The 24,854-nt window shown below is 45.6% G+C and carries 13 protein-coding genes; 12 read left to right on the top strand and 1 reads right to left on the bottom strand.

The window, feature by feature from the left end:
- The first annotated feature begins 341 nt into the window (after nucleotides 1-341).
- Together ACAY30_RS02840 and arcA are read left to right on the top strand one after the other, a co-directional pair.
- Nucleotides 342-1,379 carry a methyltransferase gene (locus ACAY30_RS02840; protein ID WP_290252215.1) on the top strand — a complete coding sequence of 346 codons (1,038 nt, stop codon included), beginning with the start codon at nucleotides 342-344 and terminating at the stop codon, nucleotides 1,377-1,379.
- A gap of 444 nt (nucleotides 1,380-1,823) precedes the next feature.
- The gene (arcA, locus tag ACAY30_RS02835; RefSeq protein WP_290252214.1) at nucleotides 1,824-2,546 is read left to right on the top strand and encodes a two-component system response regulator ArcA; all 723 of its coding nucleotides are present in this window, start codon (nucleotides 1,824-1,826) and stop codon (nucleotides 2,544-2,546) included.
- Nucleotides 2,547-2,589: 43 nt separating this feature from the next.
- On the opposite strand, the gene ACAY30_RS02830 is transcribed toward arcA, so the two are convergent.
- A complete protein-coding gene (locus ACAY30_RS02830) occupies nucleotides 2,590-2,928 on the bottom strand; it encodes a hypothetical protein (RefSeq protein ID WP_290252213.1) in 339 nt (112 codons plus the stop codon).
- 372 nt (nucleotides 2,929-3,300) lie between these two features.
- On the opposite strand from ACAY30_RS02830, the gene folE2 reads away from it, so the two are divergent.
- The 10 genes from folE2 (at nucleotide 3,301) to ACAY30_RS02780 (ending at nucleotide 24,825) form a co-directional block, all read left to right on the top strand.
- Nucleotides 3,301-4,227: a GTP cyclohydrolase FolE2 gene (folE2, locus tag ACAY30_RS02825; RefSeq protein ID WP_290252212.1), complete on the top strand. Its 927-nt coding sequence runs from the start codon at nucleotides 3,301-3,303 to the stop codon at nucleotides 4,225-4,227.
- Nucleotides 4,228-4,862: 635 nt separating this feature from the next.
- Nucleotides 4,863-9,323 carry a glutamate synthase large subunit gene (gene gltB / locus ACAY30_RS02820; RefSeq protein WP_290252211.1) on the top strand — a complete coding sequence of 1,487 codons (4,461 nt, stop codon included), beginning with the start codon at nucleotides 4,863-4,865 and terminating at the stop codon, nucleotides 9,321-9,323.
- Nucleotides 9,324-9,340: 17 nt separating this feature from the next.
- Nucleotides 9,341-10,795 carry an FAD-dependent oxidoreductase gene (locus ACAY30_RS02815; RefSeq protein WP_290252210.1) on the top strand — a complete coding sequence of 485 codons (1,455 nt, stop codon included), beginning with the start codon at nucleotides 9,341-9,343 and terminating at the stop codon, nucleotides 10,793-10,795.
- 360 nt (nucleotides 10,796-11,155) lie between these two features.
- The gene (locus tag ACAY30_RS02810; protein ID WP_290252209.1) at nucleotides 11,156-11,665 is read left to right on the top strand and encodes an AAA family ATPase; all 510 of its coding nucleotides are present in this window, start codon (nucleotides 11,156-11,158) and stop codon (nucleotides 11,663-11,665) included.
- Nucleotides 11,666-12,149: 484 nt separating this feature from the next.
- Nucleotides 12,150-17,081 carry a S8 family serine peptidase gene (locus ACAY30_RS02805; RefSeq protein WP_290252208.1) on the top strand — a complete coding sequence of 1,644 codons (4,932 nt, stop codon included), beginning with the start codon at nucleotides 12,150-12,152 and terminating at the stop codon, nucleotides 17,079-17,081.
- A 550-nt stretch (nucleotides 17,082-17,631) separates the two neighbouring features.
- Nucleotides 17,632-18,456 (top strand): mannosyl-3-phosphoglycerate phosphatase, encoded by an 825-nt coding sequence (locus tag ACAY30_RS02800; protein WP_290252207.1) that lies wholly within the window; start codon nucleotides 17,632-17,634, stop codon nucleotides 18,454-18,456.
- Nucleotides 18,457-18,542: 86 nt separating this feature from the next.
- Nucleotides 18,543-19,790, top strand: coding sequence for a glycosyl transferase (locus ACAY30_RS02795; protein WP_290252206.1), 1,248 nt, complete (start codon nucleotides 18,543-18,545; stop codon nucleotides 19,788-19,790).
- Nucleotides 19,791-19,869: 79 nt separating this feature from the next.
- The gene (locus ACAY30_RS02790) at nucleotides 19,870-21,627 is read left to right on the top strand and encodes a sugar phosphorylase (protein WP_290252205.1); all 1,758 of its coding nucleotides are present in this window, start codon (nucleotides 19,870-19,872) and stop codon (nucleotides 21,625-21,627) included.
- Nucleotides 21,628-21,715: 88 nt separating this feature from the next.
- A complete protein-coding gene (locus tag ACAY30_RS02785; RefSeq protein WP_371190056.1) occupies nucleotides 21,716-22,345 on the top strand; it encodes a dUTP diphosphatase in 630 nt (209 codons plus the stop codon).
- 152 nt (nucleotides 22,346-22,497) lie between these two features.
- Entirely contained in the window at nucleotides 22,498-24,825 is a 2,328-nt protein-coding gene (locus ACAY30_RS02780) for an FdhF/YdeP family oxidoreductase (protein WP_290252202.1), read from the top strand.
- Nucleotides 24,826-24,854 lie beyond the last annotated feature (29 nt).

Below are 24,854 nucleotides of genomic sequence, written 5' to 3'. Positions count from 1 at the left end.
TTGAGCTCAGTAAGCTCGTCAAAAAACGCTAATGAGCTTGCGAAAGTTACACGCGACACAAAAAGGGTGTGGCATTGCTCGCGTATTTAATCACTTTCCCCTTGCCAATGCAAACCTGTGCATCGGCTTAGTTACTCAGCCATTCAAATGGCGATAGTGATTAATGAGCAACCTTTTTCAGCGACAATGGGCATCAACTAATAGCGCGTATTTTGGTTAAATCTTGCGTAACTGGCATTGTTAACCTAAACATAAGGAGCTCAAAAGAGACTTTGTTATTCGTTGATTACATGAGAAAATAGCGCGGATTTTTTTAACTCGTTTGCTCACTTGGTATAATTATGGCACTCAGCAACCCTTCGCAACTGTTACTTCGCAACATGGATTTATTAGACAGCAAATCACCGTTATTGATAGGCTGCCCAGACGCCGAATTTGTCATTGAGTTTACGCAAACTTACCCACAAGCCACTATAACCAGTTACCAAGTCAATTACGCGCAGCACTTAACCATTGAAAAGCGCTGTGCCACGGTTAAATCTGTGTTCGCCGAACAATACCAAACAAGCCAACAACACGACTTGGTGATATTTTATTTTCCCAAATCAAAACAAGAGCTTGTCATGCAAATGGCAATGCTATCTCAATGCTTAGCTGAGCATGCCATAGTACTGTTTGTCGGAGAGAATAAAGGCGGAGTCAAATCAGCCCCCAAACTTACCAAACCCTATGCTCTGCGCTGTGACAAAGTCGACTCAGCTAGGCATTGCTTGCTATTTGAGATGGTATATAACAATCAACGTGAACCATTTGACCTTGCCAGCTGGTACCAGCAATACGAGATAGTACTGGACGATAAAACCCTGACTGTTTGCGCACTGCCAGGCGTATTTTCACAAGCAGAACTCGACCGAGGTACGCAGTTATTACTCGAGCACTTACCATCATCAATTGATGGCAAAGTTCTTGATTTTGGTTGCGGTGCAGGTGTTATTGGCAGCTACATTAAATTATTGTATCCAAACGCCGATGTCGAGATGATCGATGTCAACGCACTTGCCATTGCCAGTGCTAAACGCACGCTTGAGGTTAATGATTTAACCGCAACGGTTTACCCATCAGACGGTCTATCGGATGTGGGTACTGGTTATCAAGCGGTTGTCTCAAATCCACCGTTTCACCAAGGGATAAAAACCCACTACCAAACCACCGAATTATTTTTACAGTCGGTCAACCAAAAAATGACCTCGAACGGGGTATTAACCATTGTCGCCAATAGCTTTTTAAAATACGCGCCAATTTTAGAGCAGCAATTTGGCAACGTACAAAAATGCGCTAATCGCCATGGGTTTACCATTTATCAGGTCAATAAACGCTAACGGCAAACCGCTTAAACGCACCAACTTAACTAATGGCTGTTAACATTATCCCTGCATATGTCAACAGCCCATCAATATTTGGTCAACGTAGCAACTTAGCACACACTGCATTTACCAAATTGCAATGATTTTGTAGCAAAATTAATCGGTGACTTACCTACAACTGCGTACAAATTACAAATTGTTGCATATTTACTTTCCCTAACCAGACTGCACAAAAATAAAGCAAAACAATATTTATCAAACACTTAACAAGATTCACTGTTGTTTTTTTAGCTTGTAACGCTTACATTTTTACAACAATTTCACCATTGTGTAACGGTCAATATTCACTATCATATGCACCTTGATAAAAATCTCTAAGTTCTCTGTTGCTAACAGGAGCTAATAACCCCGTAAATTCGTTGCTCGCTTAGCGCACCGGGTATACTTACTGAGGCCAATATGAACAACCAAGCACAAGCTAAAATTCTTATTGTTGAAGATGAAGAAATCACTCGTTTAAACTTGCAGAACCTACTTGAAGCTGAAGGCTATCAAACATTTATCGCTGTTGATGGCGAACAAATGGAACAACAACTGCAAACCAATAGCGTTGATCTTGTATTAATGGATATTAACTTGCCTGGTAAAAACGGATTGTTACTTGCGCGCGAAATCGTCGAGCAAGACGACAAAGGATTGATTTTTATTAGTGGTCGCGACAGTGAAGTAGACCGCGTTCTCGGTTTAGAAATCGGTGCTGACGATTACATAACCAAGCCGTTTAACCCTCGTGAATTAACTATTCGCGTGCGCAACTTGTTAAAGCGCGTTAGCCAGGTTAAAAAAGCTGAGCCAATCAAAGATACCGAAACCATTTACTTTGACAACTGGCAGCTCGATCCAAACTCGCGTCAAATTAAATCACCAAATGGGGCTACGTTTCCGATCCCTCGTGGTGAATATCGCGCCTTGCGCTTACTGATGGCTAACCGCGGTAAAATCGTCACCCGCCAAGCGCTAATTCAAGAAATGACTGGCCGCGACTTACGTGAAAATGACCGCACCGTCGACGTGACCATTCGCCGTTTGCGCAAGCACTTTGAATCAGACGAGAGCGCACCTGAATTCATTAATACCATTCACGGTGAAGGGTATCGCTTCGTTGGTAACATTGGTCGCTAACAGCGAGTTACCAACCGCATACTTAGTATCGCAGTCGCAGTGGCTAGCCTTGTGCTAGCCACTGTTTTAGCTGTTGCAGCGATTGCTGATTGAGCTGCGTTAATTGCTCAACCCGCTGCGTCAACTGAAGCGCTGTCTCTTGGCTGTGTTCAAGAGAACTGAGCATGGCGTGTAACTGTTGTAACCCCATATTACCCGCCGCTGATTTCATCGCGTGACATTGCAGTTGCCATTGCACGTGATCGGCTATTTTTGCCACTTCGCCAAGTTGATGCAAGTACGCTTGTGCCTGCTGCTCATACAACTCAACCGTTTGTATAAACACATCCTGTCCCAATGCCTGCACGTACTCGTTTATTAACTGGGTATTTAAATTATCCATATTCATCACTTACATCCTATTGATTTAATGTCATTGATAACAACATCAAATACGGAAAAAATCACAGTAAGACTAGCAAACAATGTGCACTTGTCCTAGCCCTTAAAGCAACGTTGTTTGTTATGCATCAAAATTTTCCCAATATTTTATTGGGAAAATTGATTTTCGCCGGCTTTTACTGCAGAATAGCCGACCATTTTACTAGGGTTTTGTTAAAAATGATGAGCTGACGCGAATTTTTAATAAAAAAACAGTAAAAAAATGCGCAAAATTTCGCTAGAATATGCGCCCTTAATTGCCTTTAATCATATCGTCATTTGTCGTGTTTAAGGCATAACTTGCAGTCCAGTTGTAACAGGAAACGAATAGACAATGCCAACATCAATGCCAGATATCGCTAACCAGACCGCGGCCCAAACGGAAGGAACGCTCGACCGAGTCGGTATGGGAAATATCGAAATGCCGATCATGGTTTCGGCAAAAGATGAAGCAGATCGCATGGTATCGGCTCATATCGATGCTTTTGTAAATTTGATGCAGCCAAAGGCGAAAGGCATTCACATGTCACGCCTGTACTTAGCACTAGACGATTTAGCGAGCAATAGCGTATTAACCTATAGCGCATTGGTGGAATTGTTAAACGGCTTTATCGAGTCGCATCAAGACCTCAGTGATACTGCCTACGTTAAATTCAGTTTCGACTACCCGATGCGTCGCGAAGCGCTAATCAGTGGTAAAAAAGGTTGGCGTATATACCCTGTTGCTATTACCGGTAAATTAGAAAAGGGTGAGTTTGATATTGAACTCAATGTCGATATCGCGTACTCATCAACGTGTCCTTGCTCTGCGGCTTTGGCTCGCCAGTTAATTCAAAAATCGTTTACCGAAAAGTTTGCCGGTCAAGATTCTGTCAACCACGCCGACGTACATCAGTGGCTTGGCACAACCGAGGGTATTGTTGCCACACCACACAGCCAACGCTCTATTGCTGAAGTGAAAGTGAAGCTTAATTCATTAGTGGACAGTTTCCCGATCACTGACATTGTCGATACCGTTGAAGCCGCGCTACAAACTCCTGTTCAAGCGGCGGTTAAACGCGAGGACGAGCAAGAGTTTGCTCGTTTAAATGGGCAAAACTTAATGTTTTGTGAAGATGCAGCGCGCCGCGTTCAACACGCGCTTAACTTAATTGACGGCTACGATGATTTTTGGGTGAAGATAAATCACCTAGAGTCACTGCACGCCCACGATGCGGTAGCAATAACCACCAAAGGCATCAAAAACGGCTATCAGCCGTAATTGACCTCGACAACTCCTAGTCAATCAAAGCCGACCTCGCGTCGGCTTTTTTGTTGCAGCTGGTTAGTAACCACCTGGCTATTTAGCGTATCTCCCTTGCAAAGAGGTATCCGTCTATTGCCTTTTACCCGTGCAGCAAGCTGTAAGCTGTAAGACATAAGCTGTAAGCTGTAAGACATAAGCTGTAAGCTGTAAGACATAAGCTGTATGATGTAAGACATAAGCTGTAAGACATAAGCTGTAAGCTGTAAGCTGTAAGCTGTAAGCTGTAAGCTGTAAGCTGTAAGACATAAGCTGTAAGATGTAAGCGAAAAAACAGCATACTTATTCAATCACCTGTCATATGCAATGACTTTACAGTACTTTACTTGCATCAACATCTGCCAAGCTAATATCAGTACCTCTCCAAAAAAACCGTGCTTAAACGAACACCAAAAAGACAAAACGATGATATAACCGGCAAAAAGGCCGCATAGCGCAAAGAGTAATAACTCTATTTTTTATTGACCTTTTATTAACATCCTTATATCTTAAAATGTTCCACGACAGGAATATCGCAATACTTATTCACATTTTCACCTCATTTATTCTCGGTTAGCCTTGTCGTCGGTGGGCCATTAACAGGAGAGCAAGGCATGCAGTTATATGATCACCAGTTGCAAAAAGACAATTGTGGATTTGGACTTATAGCCCATCAACAGGGCGAGCCCAGTCACAAACTCATCAAAACAGCTATTGCGGCACTCGATCGGATGCAGCACCGCGGTGGCATAGCCGCAGATGGAAAAACCGGTGATGGCTGCGGTTTGCTTATGCAAAAGCCCGACAGTTTTTTTCGTCATATTGCGCAAGACAACGGTTGGCATTTAAGCGCCAAATATGCGGTCGGTTTAGTATTTTTAAACACTCGGCCAGATGAAGCAGCGATTAGCAAGCAACTGTTAGAAGAAGAGTTAACCAATGAAACGCTTGAAGTAGTGGGCTGGCGTAAGGTCCCTATCGACACCAATGTACTAGGCCCTATCGCCAAAGGTAATTTACCTGGCATTGAGCAAGTTTTTGTCAACTGTCCGTCGGGTTGGCGCAGCCATGATTTTGAGCGACGTTTATTTATGGCTCGTCGACGAGCAGAAAAACGCGTTAAAGACCACGCGTTTTACGTTGCCAGCTTATCGTGCAAAGTGACCGTATACAAAGGTTTGGTGATGCCTATCGACTTGCCAAATTTTTACTTAGACCTCGCTGATATTCGCATGCAATCGGCGATTTGTGTATTTCATCAACGCTTTTCTACCAACACTTCGCCACAATGGCATCTAGCACAGCCATTTCGTTACTTAGCTCACAATGGTGAGATCAATACCATTCGCGGCAACCGCCAGTGGGCTAAAGCCCGTACCTATAAGTTTAAAACTCCGCTGATCCCCGATTTAAAAGACGCCGCACCGTTTGTCAATGAAACCGGTTCGGATTCGTCGTCGTTGGACAATATGCTTGAATTGTTTTTAGCGGGCGGTATGGATTTGTTTCGCAGCATGCGCTTGTTAATTCCGCCGGCATGGCAAAACAATACCGCGATGGACGATGATTTAAGGGCATTTTATGAATTTAACTCGATGCACATGGAGCCTTGGGATGGCCCGGCGGGCATCGTAATGACCAACGGCCGACACGTAGCCTGTAACCTAGATCGCAATGGTTTGCGCCCTGCTCGTTTTGTACGTACTCGCAACGGGTTTATCACCCTAGCTTCGGAAGTTGGTATTTGGGATTATGGCGAGGATGAAGTCATCGAAAAAGGCCGCGTCGGGCCAGGTGAAATGTTGAGTATTGATACCTACACAGGGAAACTATTTAACTCAACTGATATCGACAATGACTTAAAGTCGCGCCATCCATATCGGAAATGGCTCGATAAAAACACGCGTCGTCTCATCCCCTTTGAACAGCTTGAAGCCGAATTGATTGGTAAACGCGCATTTGACGACCAACGCATGCAGCAGTATCACAAGTTGTTTAATTATTCTTATGAGGAAATTAATCAAGTCATTAAAGTCATGGCCGAGAATGCCCAAGAAGCAACGGGCTCGATGGGTGATGACACGCCAATGGCAGTATTATCAACTAAGTCCCGTAACCTCTATGACTATTTCCGTCAACAATTTGCACAAGTGACCAATCCACCTATCGACCCACTGCGCGAGCGTTATGTGATGAGTCTTGCAACGTGTATTGGTCGTGAGCACAACGTGTTTAACGAAACTACGGGGCTTGCTGATCGCGTGCTGTTTGACACTCCGATTATGATGTATACCGGTATCAAACAACTGCGTGAATACGATGATAAGCACTATCGTTGCGAGACTATTTCACTGAACTACTCACCTGCAGAAGGATTGCAAAATGCCATTTGCCGAGTGGCTAATGACGCGGTTAAATTAGTGCGCGATCAACGGGCTGTTATCATCATATTAAGCGACCGCGACATCAGTAAAGAGCAACTCCCCATACCTGCAGCGATGGCCGTTGGCGCCGTGCAAAAGCGCCTCGTTGATGAAAACTTGCGCTGTGATTCAAATATCGTCGTTGAAACGGCCTCAGCACGTGATCCACACCACTTTGCCGTGCTACTCGGTCTTGGCGCAACGGCCATTTACCCATTTTTAGCCTACGAAACGATAGAAACGATGGTTGAAAAAGGTCAGATAGAGCTACCTGCACGCCAGGCCCTACAAAATTATCGCCATGCGATCAACAAAGGTCTGCTGAAAATATTATCGAAAATGGGGATTTCCAGTATCGCCAGCTATCGCTGTTCGGGTCTGTTTGAAGTCATCGGTGTAAACGACGAGGTAATGTCTCTGTGCTTCGACGGTATCGCCAGTCGCATTCAAGGTTGTGGCTTTGAAGATTTTGAACAAGACATTATAGCCCTTGCTAAGCGGGCCTGGTTGCCACATCGCACCGTTCAGCACGGAGGCTTACTCAAATACGTCCACGGTGAAGAATACCATTGCTTTAACCCCGATGTGGTATCGAGTTTACAACACGCAGTGCGCAGTGGTGACTACCAAGCCTACAAGGTATTTGCCGATGCGGTGAATAATCGTCCGGTCGCTACCTTGCGCGATCTATTAACACTTAAGCAGGACACTGCGAGTATTGGCGTCGAACAAGTTGAACCAGCAGAGGCCTTATTTAAGTGCTTTGATAGTGCCGCCATGAGTATTGGCGCATTGAGCCCTGAGGCACATGAAGCGTTGGCTATCGCCATGAACCGCCTTGGTGGTTATTCCAACTCGGGTGAAGGTGGTGAGGATGCCAACCGCTTTGGCACTGTGCGCAATTCAAGGATCAAACAAATAGCCTCAGGGCGCTTTGGTGTAACCCCGCACTACTTGGTTAATGCTGACGTGCTACAAATTAAAATAGCCCAAGGTGCCAAGCCAGGTGAAGGTGGGCAACTACCCGGTGATAAAGTAACGCCACTGATCGCCAAATTGCGCTTTTCGGTACCCGGGGTGACCTTAATATCGCCGCCGCCGCATCACGACATTTATTCGATTGAAGACTTAGCGCAACTTATTTTCGACCTAAAACAAGTCAACCCGAGTTGTATTGTCTCGGTGAAGTTAGTATCCGAGCCTGGGGTTGGCACAATCGCTTCTGGCGTTGCTAAAGCGTACGCTGATTTTATTACTATATCGGGCTATGATGGTGGCACTGGTGCCAGTCCGCTGACTAGTGTGAAATACGCCGGCAGCCCATGGGAGCTTGGCTTAGCAGAAGCCCATCAATCGTTAGTCGCCAACGAATTGCGTCACAAAGTGCGTCTGCAAGTCGATGGCGGTTTAAAGACCGGTCTAGATATAGTTAAAGCGGCTATTTTGGGTGCTGAGAGTTTTGGTTTTGGTACCGCACCTATGGTTGCACTGGGCTGTAAGTTTTTGCGTATTTGTCACCTCAACAACTGCGCAACCGGTGTAGCGACGCAGGATCAACAACTCAGAGACGAATACTTCAAAGGCTTACCCGAACAGGTAATGAATTACTTTAAGTTTATCGCTACCGAGGTGCGTGAAATTTTGGCCCAACTCGGTGTCGACTCGCTGCGAGAGTTAATTGGACGAACCGATCTGCTTGAGCAAGTAAACGGCCTTACCAGCAAACAGCAAAAACTCGACTTAACGGCTATTTTGGCGCCAGTAAAACCTAGTAAACACACCACACAGTATCAAACAAGTGACAATCAACCATTTGATAAAGCGGTGTTAAACAATGCCATATTAGAACAAGCCACAGAGAATGTGTTGGAGAAAAAGTCGACCGAACTGTACTTTAACGTGCGCAATACCGATCGCTCTATCGGCGCCATGTTATCTGGATTTATTGCTCGACATCACGGCGATCAAGGTATGGCTGCAACGCCAATTCAATTGAATCTTACCGGCACCGTTGGTCAATCGTTTGCCTGTTTTAATGCCGGTGGTTTAAATATCACTCTAACCGGCGATGCCAACGATTATGTCGGCAAGGGCATGGCCGGTGGACGCGTGGTTATTGCCCCGCCCAAGGGCGTAACCTACCAAACTCATTTAACGCCAATTATGGGCAATACCTGCCTATACGGCGCGACTGGCGGTAATTTATATGCCGCAGGCCGCGCTGGAGAGCGATTCGCCGTGAGAAACTCCGGCTGCCACGCTGTTATTGAAGGCGCCGGCGATCACGCATGTGAATATATGACTGGAGGGATCGTCACCTTTTTAGGAGGCGTAGGACTGAATTTTGGTGCGGGTATGACCGGTGGTTTTGCCTATGTAGTCGATGAACATCAAGATCTTACACAACGCCTTAACACCGAATCCATAGAAGCACTAGAACTGACACAACTGACCATTCATCAAGAACACCTGCGCGGTATGATCAATCATCACTTAGAGCATACGGGAAGTGCTAGAGCGGCATTTATTTTGGAAAACTTCCATCAATTTATTGCCAACTTCAAGTTGATCAAACCAATAGCAACCGATGTTAAAACCTTACTTGGTCATCGCAGTCGCAGTAGCGCTGAATTGCGTGTGCAAGCACAGTAAGAGGCTAGGAGTGAGTTATGAGTAACAACGTATACCAATTTATTGACGTAAAGCGTATCGACCCGCCGAAAAAGCCAATTGATGTGCGCAAAACAAATTTTGTTGAGATCTACCAACCGCTGAGCAAAGAGCAAAGTGTCGGCCAAGCCGATCGATGCCTAGACTGTGGCAACCCTTATTGTGAATGGAAATGCCCTGTACACAACTATATTCCGCAATGGCTTGAATTAGTCACCGATGGAAAAATTATCGAAGCAGCCGAATTGTGTCATCAAACCAACTCTTTACCTGAAATGTGTGGCCGAGTTTGTCCGCAAGACAGACTGTGTGAATCAGCGTGTACGCTAAACGATGATTTTGGTGCGGTGACCATCGGTAATATCGAAAAATACATCACTGATACGGCGTTTGAGCTAGGTTGGACGCCTGATTTGAGTCACGTCCAAGATACCGGCAAAACGGTGGCAGTAATTGGTGCTGGCCCCGCGGGTTTGGCGTGTGCCGATGTATTAACGCGCCATGGCGTAAAGGTGACCGTTTACGACAAACAAGCCGAAATTGGCGGATTGCTCACCTTTGGTATCCCGTCATTCAAACTTGAAAAAGATGTGGTGATCCGTCGGCGCAAAATTTTTGAGGGCATGGGAATTACCTTTGCTCTGAATACCAACGTTGGTGAAGACATCAGTTTTTCCGATATCAGTCAACAATATGATGCGGTATTTTTAGCCCTTGGGACCTACAAGGATATGACTGGTGACTTTGCCCATGAAAATGCCCCCGGCGTATACAATGCCTTGGATTACTTGATTGCCAACACCCAAAAAACCATGGGCTTAACCGACAATGTCAAACCTTACACCTCATTTAAAATCAAGCGCGTTATTGTGCTTGGTGGTGGTGATACGGCGATGGATTGCGTGCGCACGGCGATTCGCCAAGGGGCGAGTCACGTAACCTGTGCTTACCGACGAGATCAAGACAACATGCCAGGTTCACCAAAGGAAGTGCAAAACGCCAAAGAAGAAGGGGTCAAATTTGAGTTTAATGTGCAGCCTCTGGATATCACCGTAGACGCAAATGGCAAAGCCTGTGGAGTCAAGTTTGTGCGCACCGAACTCGGCGAACCGGACCAGCAAGGACGCAGAAGCCCACAACCAATAGCCGATAGTGAGTTTGTCATGCCGGCAGATGCGGTGGTTATCGCCTTTGGCTTTTTACCCAGCCCACCAACGTGGTTACAAGATGCTGGTGTAAATATCGATGAACGCGGTCGCGTTATAGCGAGTGAGCACTCAGCCTTTGCCATGCAAACCAGTCAACAAAATATTTTTGCCGGTGGTGATATGGTGCGCGGTTCAGATTTAGTGGTTACGGCAATAGATGAAGGGCGCAAGGCGGCGTTGGGCATCCTTGACTACGTTATGGATGAAGCTTTAGTGCATATTCAGTCGGTAGTTCAACAAGATTAGCAGGCGATAGCTTCGAAGGCGGTTAACAGCTAACACTACTAAATCGGCAAGAAAGCAGGTGAAGTTTTTATTGTGAGCACTAAGTGGCAAAAATATACATTCGCTATTAATATATTGAATACATTAATAAAAACACTTAGTCATTGTATCTAATTCCACTGTTATCGGTTTACCGTACGTACTCTTAAGTATGTGCTATCTATTATTTGTCGCGGTAATGGTCACTGGCTGGTTTGTGATTTTTACATTATGTCCTACAACGACATTAGCGCATGTTAAACGACCCACGTTTATTTACTGCATTTAACGACACACATTAATAACACCACACAGGACTGACTTTTAACAACGGAGGTATTCATGAAAATTCTGGTATTTGGTAACTCGGGTTCAGGTAAAACAACACTATCGACACAATTAGCAGAAGCACACGCTTTGTCGCATCTCGATTTAGATAGTTTAGCTTGGTTGCCTAGCACACCACCTGAGCGCAAACCGCTAGTTGAATCGGCCAACGAGATAAAGCAATTTATGGCAAAAAATCAAAATTGGGTAATCGAAGGATGCTATGCCGACTTACTCGAACTTACCGTCAGCTATGCGACGGAGATTATTTACCTTGATTTACCTATCGAGCAGTGTATTAACAACGCCAAAAACCGCCCTTGGGAACCGAGTAAATACGTCTCAAAAAAAGCACAAGACGCAAACCTTGAGATGTTGATCAACTGGATCAGTCGCTACAATAACCGACAAGACTGCTTCTCGCGTTCAGCTCACGAAAACCTTTATCACGGTTACTCAGGTAAAAAAACGCTTTATACCTGTAATAGCAGTTACTCAAGCAAGGTGCTTCCTTTGCAAAACTAAACGGGTTAGCAATGGCATTTGTCGTTAGATATCTATAGATAGCAAAGTTTGATATCTTCGCTCTTATTGGGTGTTTTTCAAGTTGCTGCATCGTTATCATGTAATGGACACTAAAATTGAAGTCGAGAGGTGTCTATGACCAAAAGCAAAAACTACTAGCGGAAAATCTTAAACGCATCGAAATCTCATCAGTCGCTAACACAAGCTATTGTATATAAAAGCTTAACACTTCCCCCCCCCAACGATATTATGATTTTCTCAGACACTTAATACACTGTATTTAATGAATAAATAATACTCGATCCTAAATTTCATAGCACCCCACTTATTTCGCCGGATTTTGCTACAAATACCTACATTAATTTCATTGACTATATCGTCCAAGCACTTGAATCTATGGTCGCTAAATAAGCAATTTCAGCGCATTTTTAATGCGATGATAAATATACAACTAATAAAAAACAATAAAGTTAAAAGGGATGTTATGTTCAACTTAACAAAAGTATCTGTGGTTATTGCCTCAGCCCTGTACGCAGGCGCTGTTGGGGCTATAGCTGCCGATGCGCCTCAATCAGGTTGGCATCAAGCGCCTGCCGATTATAAAGCGCCACAGCCAATTGAGCGTGCCGATTATCCAGGTATTGCCAACCAGCAAATAAAAACCCAACACAAGGTGTTTACCCCTGAAGAAAATATCTCTGGCGTACACACGTACATCGTCCAGTTAACTGACGAGCCTGTGGCCACTTATCACGGTGGTATCGACGGCATGCCTGCGACCGTCTCGCATATTAGTCGCGCTCGTCAAAACCAGCATCAACCGCTTGATTTGGCACAACCCGAGATTGCTAGCTATCGTCAATACTTAACCAATAAGCGCCAGCAAGTGATGAACCAAGCAAGTCAGCTACAAGGCGTACATATTCAGGCAAAACAAACGTTCTCTGTTACCCTCAATGCCTTTACCACCGATTTAACGCAACAACAAGCCATGCGTTTGGCTAAAGTGCCGGGGGTAAAACGCATTACCCGCTCAAAAGTGTATGACCTGCAAACCAGCAATACCATAGAGCAAACTGGCGCCCATGCCGTGTGGCAAGACCCCGTCCGCGGCGAAAACATGGGTGAAGGCATCGTTGTCGGTATCATAGATACGGGTATCAACACCGACCACCCATCGTTTGCTGCCATCGGTGGTGACGGTTACGCACACACCAATCCTCTTGGTGAAGGCAACTTTTTAGGTGATTGTGTCGATTCACCCAGCCTGTGTAATGACAAGCTTATTGGGGTCTACTCGTACCCTGAAATTACCGCAGCGTATTCAGATCCTGTGTTTGAAGAATCTCGTCCGGCCATTGGTGAAGATTATAACAGCCATGGCTCTCACGTGGCGGGAACAGCCGCTGGTAACGTACTTTACGATGTGCCCTTCAAGTTGATTGAAGGTACGCCACAAGGCAGTGGTAAAGACACCAATTTAATCTTTCCGCAAGTATCGGGTATGGCACCTCATGCGAACATCGTATCGTATCAAGTGTGTTGGCCTGGCGGTCGTGGTGACCCGTATGCGGGCTGTCCGTCAACCGCACTGTTAGCCGCTATTGAGCAAGCAGCAATCGATAACGTTGACGTCATTAACTTCTCTATTGGTGGCCTAGAGCAAAATCCATGGGAAGACCCCATTGAACAAGCGTTTGCCAATACCGCACAAAGTGGCGTGTTTATCGCTGCCGCCGCTGGTAACAGTGGTGATCGGTTATCTACGGCCGATCACTCATCGCCTTGGTTAACCACGGTTGCTGCACACACACCGGCTAAAACGGTTGAGTTTACCGATAAAACCCTGACCAATTTATCGGGTGGTGACACGCCAGCGCCGGTTGAAATCAACGGTGTATCAGTGACCTTCGATGAAATTACCGGCTTAATTGTCAATGCTGCAGACTACCCTAACCCGAATGAAAACTATTCGTGGAATATGGCCAACTGTGACAAGCCTTATCCAGAAGGCACGTTCGATCTCGAAGACGATCCAGCAACGCTCGATATCGATGAAAGCCAACAAGACGTTATTGTCGTTTGTAAGCGCAGCTCCAATCCACTCTACTTCAAGGCTTCCAATGTTGGAGCTGGTGGTGCTGAGGGCTTGATTATTTACAACTACTCGAGTTGGCAAGACAGATCGCCAATTCCTGCCGTTGCTCACCCTCTGCCGACCATTCACATCACCAATGCCGACGGCAAAAAGGTCGTTGACTGGTTAGCTTCTGGTGCTGGTCATATGGGTACCATTACCGCCACACAAGCCTATGAGCAAGACGTGGAAGATGAGTTTATCGCCGGATTTTCCGGTCGTGGACCATCGTATTTTGGCTTAGACACTTTGTTTGTCGACATCGCGGCACCTGGTGTCGATATTTACGCACCTAGCTCGGACGATCAACCGTTTACCAACAACCCGCGCACCTCAAACTGGCAAACTATGTCTGGTACGTCGATGGCTAGTCCTCATGTTGCAGGTGCTGCCGCACTATTGCGCCAATCACACCCTGACTGGTCGCCAATGGAAGTGCAATCGGCTTTGTTGTTGACCGCCAGTAACACCTTAAAAAATGCCACCATTTTAAATAACTACTCGGATTCGGGCTGGAATTCGGCACTACAAGACATGGGCGCAGGCCGTATGAATGTTGATCTTGCCGATAAAGCCGGTTTGGTTATGGACGAGTCGATTGCCAATATGCAAGCTGCAAATCCCAACCTCGGCGGTCATGAAAAGCGCTTAAATACGGCGTACATGGTCGATACAGAATGTGTTGACGAGTGCTCGTTTGTGCGCTCATTCAAGGCAACCAAAGACGGTAGTTACACTGTTAGCAGTGAAATTTTCTTCGGCGAATTCGATATTGAAGTCGAGCCTCTGGCTTTCGATATTAAAGCCGGTGAAACACAAAATATCGTTGTTACCGCCAAACAGCGTCACTCTGCAGGTGCCAATAACTATATCGATATGACAGGTAATCAAGGGCAAGTGATCTTAACACCACGAGATCCCGACTCGCCGGTACTGGAATTACCCGTGTGGACTTACGATGGCGACTCAGGCTTGCCTGAGCACGTTATGATTAAAGCACACCGAACTTCGGCCACAACGGCAATCGGACCATTTAATACGCGTGAGGTCAATGACTTTACCGCCCGCAGTTTTGGTTTAGTGAAGGGGCAAACTCAAAGCGCCCACCTATACTACGATCAGACCAGCGGTGACCCATTTGACCTAACCCCAGTAGAGCCGGGTTCAGAGCAACTTGAGAACGTCAATCACGTGGTGATGACACAGGTTATTGAAGGTAGCAAAATGTTATCGTCACGCGTGGTTGGCGACAACGTTACCAATGCCTTGTTATTTATGGGACAAGATCTCAATAACGATGGTTTGGCAAGTTACGATGAAATGCTCTGTATGTCGACCAATTACGACGACGCTAACTTCTGTTCTGTCATTGATCCGAATCCAGGTACTTACTGGACTCTAGTGATGAATACAGATCGCCCGGGGTGGAACGAAGAAGACATGGGCCGAGAGGTTTCTGTCACCACCGCAGTTGTCGATGCCGACCAGCAAAACTTAACCGTGTCAGCGCCTAAACAAATTCCAGGCTATGACGAATACATGGTCGAGTTAGCGTACCAACTGCCGGAGATGGAAATTGGCGATGTGTACTTTGGCGGCTTTGACATTGGCTCTGATGGCAATAACGCCGGTAATATCGGTTTTGTACCAGTTACAATCAGTCAAGTTGACGAAGATGTAACATTTACAGCCAACAAGCACGCAACGAAGCCTGGCGAGATGGTTGACTTTAATATCAAAGTGATTGCCAACACCGAAGCGCAAGCGCGCGACTTTACCTTGCAAACCGTCTTTCCTGATAGCATCCAAATCATTCCTGATAGCGTTCATGCCTCTAAGGCAACCCCTGCAGCGCCTGAGTTTAGCAATAACACTCTCGCATTGAGTGGTATTCAGGAAAGTACGCGCGATGTGGTGCGCAATTACAAGATCACAACTAACGCAACGGATGAAATGTGTAGCTTGCAGGCAGCAAGATCGCCATACCCTGGTTATCTTGACTTGCGTGAGTTAGGTTGGCGTACACTTGAAAATGTCCAAGGCCGTTATTACAACGAATACGAGTACGCGCTAAAAGACCTGATGAACTGGGATCAAGAAATATCCTTCCCATTCTTCAACAAGTACCACTTTAGTTCGTTGAAAATTAACCCAGCCGGTCTGGTTACCTTTGGCTCTCAAGGGCGCACAACGCCGTTCCACGTTGAGTTTCCACGGGCGGCATCTTACCCACCACCGCCGCCGTATATGATCGCACCGTTTTGGGTTGGCGATAACACCATTGCTGAGCGTTATAATTCGACCTATCCAAATCATCACCTCAACGCCGGTGTTACCCCTACTTACACCTATGACCGCGAATGGTTGGTACTTGAGTGGGACAACGTTGAACGCGCCTACAAATCTGGTCAGATGGTCGACTTTGAAATGTTCATGCGGATGAACATCAACTTTGAGCCCGGAGAGTACGAAATGCTATTTGCTTACGACAACGTACAATTGGCTGACGGTCAAGGCTCTATCGGTTTCAAAGCATCTGATGGCATGATGTTGATCGATGGCGATATGCCGATGGCAATCAACATCGGTGACTCCGTTGCCTACAACAATCTCGATGAAGTGGTAACTGATGAGTTAGTGGTTTGTATGGACTATACCGGTCCAGAGGAGTCGCAATTTAATGTGAGTTTCCAAGCCTATGTTTCAGAGGCCGCTGCCGGTCAAAGCCATACACTGGTGGTCAACAATGGTCTGGTCGGCTCTGAGAACGAGCAGTTATCGCTGACGCTAGACGTCACAGGTAACATCCAGTTGGCTGACCTTGGCGACATCACCATCACCGAAGGTGAGCAAGCGAGCTTTAAAGTACTGTATGCCGACGAGAACACCACTAATAATGTCATTGAAGTGACTGCTGACAACATCAGCGCGGTTGTCGACGGTAATGACTCTGGCAGTCAAGTGATCTTAACGCCTGACACGGGTTATTATGGGGCGACTGAAGTTGTGGTAAAAGTCTATGACAGCGTTAATCCAAGCGACTTTGCAAGTGGCAGCTTTATGCTCTATGTCGAGTCAGATGGCATTGAGTTGGGTTGTACTGACAGTAGTGCAACTAACTTTGATGAAAACGCCAATACCGATGATGGTAGTTGTGAATACCCAGCAACCGAGATCAGTGGTAAATCTCCCGACTCGGATAGCAGCGGTGGTAGTCAGTCAATCTTTGCCTTAATGGCATTGTTGATAATGACCACATTACGTCGTCGTATTCGATAACGCTTTTTTGCCAGCGGCAAAAAACAAAAGCCCAACTAACAAGTTGGGCTGATATGAAATTAAGGATCTATATTGCGTAGATCCTTTTTTATTTCTCAAAATCAACGCCTACTCGGTCAGGCCATACGCCTGCCGGCAAGTTATGTAAACTAGCACGGGCTTAATTAATCATAGAGCTTATGTCTTAGAGTCTATCAGAATGAAGTGTGAACATTCGCTTCTAAGCGCAAGCTGTCCATACGCCCGTTCAGTAAGGCCTTGGGAAGGGAAAGCCTAGTACAAAACTTTAGCAAAGAGATGATAACTCCCCTACCAGCTATATTAAAAAGCAAGCCAGCCACACAGCTACTCAACCACCAATGCACCAATATCGTGCAACACGGGCTTTATCAGTTTGCCTTTTGCCCCATTATTAACCATGTTGCTGTAAGTCATCGATAGATTGCGCCCAAGTTAGGCACCTCATTGCTTTTTCATCATGGTATGCAACTTGCAGTTGTTAACTTATTACCCCTTAGGTTAAACCCAAGTTAACTAGCGAGGATATACTGTGAGTAAGCACTATCTAATTTCCACCGATCTCGACGGCACCTTACTTGATCACTCGACTTACAAGTTTCACAAAGCGGTACCGGCACTGGAGTATTGCCAACAACACAGGGTTCCCATCGTATTTAATACCAGTAAAACCTTCAGTGAAACAGCACACTTGTGCAAAGTGCTTGATAACATTCATCCATTTATCATAGAAAATGGCTCTGCTCTTTATTTGCCTAAAGATTACTTTAGCAAGTCTATCGAAACCGACGTTGCGTGCTTTGATGCTGGCGAGTACTGGCTATATAAATTTGGTCTCAATCGCAGTGAAATTTTGTCGCGCTTAGCCGCGTCAGCGCAGGCAAAGAAATTTAACTATCGCGGTTTTTCAACCATGACGACACGCGAGTTATGTCGTTGCACTGGTTTGCCCTTAGACAAAGCAGCAGAAGCAAAAGAACGTCAGTTTTCCGAACCTCTACTATGGCAAGACAGTGCCGAGAATCTCGACCTATTTACTGAACACTTGCAGCAATTGGGTTTGAATGTGATCAAAGGTGGTCGCTTTGTTCATGTTTTAGGTCAAAGTGATAAAGCCAAACCACTGCAGTTGTTAAAACAAATGTATCAAATCAATAACGATGCCGACTATACGGTTATTGCACTCGGCGATAGTGCCAATGATAAAACCATGCTGCAATGCGCTGATATTGCCGTTGTGATTGAGTCGCCAGCACATCAAGATCCGGTTATCGATGTTCACCCAAATTTAATTCGCTCTCGTTTTCAAGGGCCCGTCGGCTGGAATGAGACCGTTTTGGATTTATTGCGCAGCTAAGCGTTTTTGTACCAATAACACACCGTCGTTGGTGCTGAGTTTATATGCTCTGCGTTGACGTGTTCTTACATTTTTAGGAGTATTTTATGGGCGATTTTTATCAAAACGGCGTTATCACCACCCTACATGATTTGTCTGAGCGCAGTACCGAAGATATAGAACAGGAACTTACCAGCTTTGCCAAGCAACGTCCGATGGGACTGGTTTTGCCCAGTCTGTATTCCGAATTACAAACCGAAGCACTACCTCACATTGTCGACGAAATTGCCAAAGTGCCGTATTTATCGCAAATCGTGATTGGCTTAGACAGAGCTAATCAACAAGAGTACCAACACGCATTGCAATTTTTCTCAAAGCTTCCTCAGCAACACCGTGTGCTGTGGAATGACGGTCCGCGCTTAAAAGCGCTAGACGCCGAATTAAAAGCCAAAGGCTTAGCTCCGGAGCAAATGGGTAAAGGGCGCAATGTTTGGTATTGTTTTGGCTATACACTTGCTTGCAATCAAGTTGAGTCGATCGCACTGCACGATTGCGATATTTTAACCTACGATAGACGCATGCTTGCGCGCCTTATTTATCCGGTTGCCAACCCCAAGTTCAACTATGAATTTTGCAAGGGTTTCTACTCGCGAATTGCCAATGGCACGCTTAATGGCCGCGTATCGAGATTGTTAGTAACACCGTTAATAAGAGCGCTTAAAAAGTTAGTCAAAGACGATGACTACTTAGACTATCTCGATAGTTTTCGCTATGCCCTTGCCGGTGAATTCTCATTTCGCATCGACGTATTAAACGATTTGCGCATTCCCAGTGACTGGGGATTAGAAATTGGCGTACTCGCTGAAATGTATCGCAATTACTCTACTAACCGTTTATGCCAAGTTGATATTGCCGATGTTTACGACCATAAACACCAACAATTAAGTCGCGAAAATGAAGAGTGTGGTTTATCAAAAATGTCGATCGACATTGCCAAAGCCTTATTCCGCAAACTGGCCATTCAAGGCACCGTGTTTGACGCCGGCACGTTTCGCACCATCAAAGCGACTTACTACCGCATTGCCTTAGACTTTATTGAAACTTACAAAAACGATGCCATCATAAATGGATTGGAATTAGATATTCACAAAGAAGAACAAGCTGTTGAATTATTTGCTGAAAACATCATTAAAGCGGGCCAAAGATTTCTAGATGACCCTATGGAAACGCCGTTTATTCCAAGCTGGAATCGAGTGATTAACGCCATTCCCGATATTTTTGAGCGACTCAAAGAGGCCGTAGAAGCAGATCATCGCCAATTTAGACAAAGTAACTCGCTCGCTAAATCCGCTTAGCGACGCCGTTATTGGTCAAAGATTCAACATTTACTATTGCAACGAGCGCGTTCAAAACTGCTCTAAACAAGGTTACGCCGTGGACAGTACAACCGATAGCAACACTGTATTAAGCCAACTCAAACAACGCCTATCGGCTCATTTAGCTGTGGTGTATCAAGACGCTGACATTAATGCACTTAGCGAGCAACTGGTTGCAACCCTGACGATAAACGGTGGCACCTTGCCACCCGCGCCCTATACCAATTTGTGGCATCAACAAGATGTGTTTCTGATCACCTATGCCGACTCAATTGAAGATCCGCCACAAGCACCACTGGCGACGTTAGATGATTTTTTAGACCGCTATTTAGCCGATACCATATCCAGCGTCCATATTTTGCCATTTTACCCGTATAGTTCTGATGATGGTTTTGCCGTTATTGATTACTACCAAGTCAATCAATCACATGGCGACTGGCATCACATCCAAGACTTAGCCGGTAAGTATCGGATCATGGCCGATGTGGTTATCAATCATTGCTCATCTCGAAGTGGTTGGTTTGAAAATTTCAAACGCGATATCGACCCCGGCAAAGACTATTTTTTTACCGCTGAGCCAACTGATGACACCAGTGACGTCGTGCGGCCACGCACACATCCCCTATTGCGCGAAGTACAAACGGTTAACGGGATAAAACACGTTTGGTGTACATTTAGTCACGATCAAGTGGATTTTGACTTTCGCAATCCACAAGTGTTGTTAGAGTTTGTCGCTATTATTAAGTTTTACCTCGATCAGGGCATAACCGTGTTTCGCTTTGATGCCGTGGCGTTTGTCTGGAAACAAAGCAACACCAACTGCATCAACTTACCGCAAACCCACGAGCTGATAAAAGTCCTGCGATTATTGGTGGAACATTACTGTCCAACAGCGGTGATTATTACCGAAACCAATGTGCCTTCACGGCAAAATCTCATGTATTTTGGCAATGCTAATGAAGCGCATGCCATTTACAATTTTTCATTGCCGCCGTTATTACTCAATACATTAATAACCGGAGACTGTACCCATTTAAAAACCTGGCTTATGTCGTTGCCACCTGCCCAACAGGGTACCACCTACTTTAACTTTTTAGCCTCTCACGATGGCATAGGTCTACGTCCCGTTGAGGGCTTGCTTAGTCAAAACCAAACTGATGAGCTCATTAACACCATGACGCGATTTGGCGCCAAGATAAGTTGGCGGGCACTAAAAGAGGGAATAAATCAACCCTACGAGATTAACATTACCTTATTTGATGCCCTGCAAGGCACCAGTCGCGGAGTTGATAATTTCCACGTTGATCGCTTTATTTGCGCCCACGCGATTATGCTAGCGATAGAAGGCATTCCCGCCATTTATCTGCACAGTTTCTTAGCCACGAGTAATGACTATGAACGGGTTAAGCACAGCGGTCAAAATCGGGCGATTAACCGTCACAAATGGCATTACCCCACGTTAAAGCAACGCTTAGATGAGCCGTTCAGCGAACAGCACAAGGTGTTATCCCGACTAAAATATCTGATCTCAATACGCAAACAACAAGTGGCATTTCACCCTAATGCTACCCAGTTCACCTTGCATCTTGGCACCAAACTTTTTGCCTTTTGGCGACAAAGCTTAAACAGACAGCAAAGTATTTTTGCGATTAATAACATTTCTGACCAACCCCAAATGTTGCGCCTGAGCGATATTAATTTGATTGAAGGCCAAATCTGGGTTGACCTTATCTCCGGATATGAATTCAGTGACTTATACCAGACCATAACCCTAGCACCGTACCAGAGTATCTGGTTATCAAACCAAAAAATTTAACGGTTCGCGGCGCAATTGCCACTGTATTTTCTGTTTGCTTTCGGGCAAACTATCTGCCATTAAAAAAAATCAATTTTTAGGAATGTCGATGTCTGAATCAGCAATCGCAATTAAGCAAATTAAACATATGCTAGGCATGCAAGATGCCATGAACAACCGCATTAGCGATACATGGCGTGAAGATAACTACGAATGGTACCGAGCGATTTGGGTTGAGTGTGCTGAAATGCTCGATCACCACGGTTGGAAGTGGTGGAAACATCAACAATGTGATGTCGCCCAAGTACAACTTGAGTTGGTTGATATTTTTCACTTCGGCCTAGCCTTGTGCTTAATGAATGAAGACGACATTGAACGAATTGCCGAACAATTAGCTGAGCAAATGAATCAACCGAGCGAGCACACAGACTTTAAATTGGCGCTTGAGCAACTTTCCGGTGCAGCCCTAACCAACAAAGCGTTTGACGGAGTGAGCTTTGCCGCCTGCATGCGTTTAATGGACATGGATTTAGACGAGTTATTTCGTCAATACGTGGGTAAAAATACATTAAACTTTTTCCGCCAAGATCACGGATATAAGGCTGGCACTTACATTAAGGTGTGGCACGGCAAAGAAGATAACGAAGTATTGGCTGAACTGATCAGCTCACTTGACACCAGCAGCGATGACTTTCAAAGCAACGTTTATCAGGGTTTGAAAGACGCCTACCCAGCCTAACGGTCGACTACACTATAATACACTGAGAACAATGCTGAGATTAGCTCAGACTGTTCTTGGTGTATTATCGGTAAGATTGCATCGTTTTAACGCATCACCCAAAAATATACGCCACTAACTTTTAAGCCAACTGACGACTGTAAGGTCCCTTCATGGTTGATACCGTAAATAAAGACAACGCTGATACTCAACAAAAAGCGCCTCGCTTTACCGACAAACCAGCTAAAGCAGGTGGTATTAAGTCGCTACAGTCGACGTTAAAAAGTATTATCAACTCACAACAACCGTCTACCAATATCAAAAGCTTGCTCAAAGCCAATCAAGATAAAGGCTTTGACTGTCCAGGCTGCGCGTGGGGTGATGAGAAGAAAGGCTTAATACAGTTTTGTGAAAACGGCGCTAAAGCCATTGCATGGGAGTCGACGAGCAAGACCATAGGCGAAGCGTTTTTTAGCGAGTACAGTGTCAGCCAGCTGCGCAAGCAAAGTGATTACTGGCTTGAATATCAAGGACGTCTGGCGCAACCAATGCGCTACAACAAAGAGACCGACCATTACCAGCCGATTAGCTGGGACGACGCCTTTGAGCACATTGCAGATCAGCTTAGTCAACTTGACCACGCCAACCAATTAGAGCTTTACACGTCGGGGCGCGCATCGAATGAAGCAGCGTTTATTTATCAGTTGTTTGGTCGTATATTTGGCACCAATAACTTTCCCGATTGTTCCAATATGTGCCATGAAGCCAGTGGTGTGGCATTAAAAGAAGCCATTGGCATTGGCAAAGGCACGGTCACCTTAAGCGACTTTGACCAAGCAGATGCCATTTTCGTCTTCGGCCAAAACCCAGGTTCAAACCACCCGAGAATGATGAATGCGCTGCGCAAGGCCGCTCGTCACGGTTGCAAAATTGTCACCTTCAACAACCTAAAGGAAGTGGCCTTAGAGCGCTTTGCCAGTCCACAAGATCCGATTGAGCTATTAACCCCCAGTGCAACCCAAATTAGTCACGCCTATTACACGCCTAAACTAGGTGGTGATATGGCGGCAGTACGGGGTATGGTGAAAGCGATCCTCGAACAGCATGAACACCGTCTCGACGAAACGTTCATCTCTCAACACACCTCGGGGCTAGACGCTTATGTCAGTGAGGTCAATAACACCCCGTGGTCAAAAATATGTGAACAAAGCGGGTTAACAGAAGAACAAATTCGCCAAGCCGCATCAATATGGGCCGACAGTGATAAGGTGATCGTTTGTTGGGCGATGGGTATTACCCAGCACAAGCACTCAGTGGCAACCATCGGTGAATTGGTTAACTTGCAATTGCTTGCGGGTCACATTGGTAAACTCGGTGCAGGGCTGTGTCCGGTACGAGGACACAGCAATGTACAAGGCAACCGCACCGTCGGCATTAATGAAAAACCGCCCGCTGCTTTTATCGATAGCCTGAGTCACATAATCGACAAGCCGTTAGATAAGGCGTTTGGTCATAACGTCCATCAAGCCCTGCACGCATTACTCGACAAGCGCAGTAAAGTACTGATTTGCCTTGGTGGTAATATCGCTCAAGCAGCACCTGACAGCGAACGCGTCTACCAAGCGCTCGGCAATACTCAACTAAACGTGCAAATTGCTACCAAACTAAACCGCAGTCACCTGTACATGGGTGATGATGCCGTCATCTTACCTTGTTTAGGTCGCACTGAAATCGATCGACAAACCAGTGGTGAACAATACATTAGCGTCGAAGATACTTTTTCTATGGTGCACGCCTCAATGGGTAATGTTGAACCCGTATCGAGTTTATTAAGGTCTGAAGTTGCGATTATCGCTGGCATAGCCAACAAAGTGCTTGGTAATGACTTGGTTGATTGGTCGAGTTTAGCCGCTGATTATAAAAACATTCGCGCCATGATCAGTGCCTGTTTGCCAGATTTTAACAACTATGAATCTCGATTGGATAACGCAGGCGGCTTTTACTTGGGCAACAGTGCACGTGAGCACAACTGGCTAACCGAGACCAAGAAAGCGACTTTTGCCTGTCACCCTCTCCCCATATCTGTCTCACCCATCGCCGATACAGCAGTCGATGAGAACATGCGTCATAAAGTACTTACTTTACAAACGCTGCGCTCTCACGATCAATACAACACTACGATTTACGGTATGAACGATAGGTATCGCGGTGTTGCCGGTGGTCGTAACGTGGTATTTATCAATCACCGAGATGCGAAAAAGCAAGGACTAAGCGATGGTGACTTAGTCACTATCACCTCGATTTGGCCCGATAGTGTCGAACGTAAAGTCGACGGTTTTAAGGTCCATGTGTACGATATTCCTGAAGGTAATATCGCCGCCTATTACCCTGAGACTAACCCGTTAATACCACTTGATAGTATTGGTGATAAATCATCAACGCCAACGTCAAAATCAGTTGCCGTTTATCTCACCAGGCAAACAACAGCGCGAATTATTTAGGCCATAATTTTTAGGGCGATATAAGGGGT

Source organism: Thalassotalea ponticola (assembly GCF_041379045.1).
GTDB lineage: Bacteria > Pseudomonadota > Gammaproteobacteria > Enterobacterales > Alteromonadaceae > Thalassotalea_A > Thalassotalea_A ponticola.
Note: the sequence above shows the minus strand (reverse complement) of the source record. Positions and strands in the feature narration are given on the sequence as shown.

Coding starts and splice junctions, on each gene's coding strand:
- ACAY30_RS02810 (WP_290252209.1), top strand. CDS start 11,156: ATGAAAATTCTGGTATTTGGTAACTCGGGTTCAGGTAAAACAACACTA.
- ACAY30_RS02785 (WP_371190056.1), top strand. CDS start 21,716: ATGTCTGAATCAGCAATCGCAATTAAGCAAATTAAACATATGCTAGGC.
- ACAY30_RS02805 (WP_290252208.1), top strand. CDS start 12,150: ATGTTCAACTTAACAAAAGTATCTGTGGTTATTGCCTCAGCCCTGTAC.
- ACAY30_RS02840 (WP_290252215.1), top strand. CDS start 342: ATGGCACTCAGCAACCCTTCGCAACTGTTACTTCGCAACATGGATTTA.
- ACAY30_RS02815 (WP_290252210.1), top strand. CDS start 9,341: ATGAGTAACAACGTATACCAATTTATTGACGTAAAGCGTATCGACCCG.
- gltB (WP_290252211.1), top strand. CDS start 4,863: ATGCAGTTATATGATCACCAGTTGCAAAAAGACAATTGTGGATTTGGA.
- ACAY30_RS02780 (WP_290252202.1), top strand. CDS start 22,498: ATGGTTGATACCGTAAATAAAGACAACGCTGATACTCAACAAAAAGCG.
- ACAY30_RS02795 (WP_290252206.1), top strand. CDS start 18,543: ATGGGCGATTTTTATCAAAACGGCGTTATCACCACCCTACATGATTTG.
- ACAY30_RS02830 (WP_290252213.1), bottom strand. CDS start 2,928: ATGGATAATTTAAATACCCAGTTAATAAACGAGTACGTGCAGGCATTG.
- folE2 (WP_290252212.1), top strand. CDS start 3,301: ATGCCAACATCAATGCCAGATATCGCTAACCAGACCGCGGCCCAAACG.
- arcA (WP_290252214.1), top strand. CDS start 1,824: ATGAACAACCAAGCACAAGCTAAAATTCTTATTGTTGAAGATGAAGAA.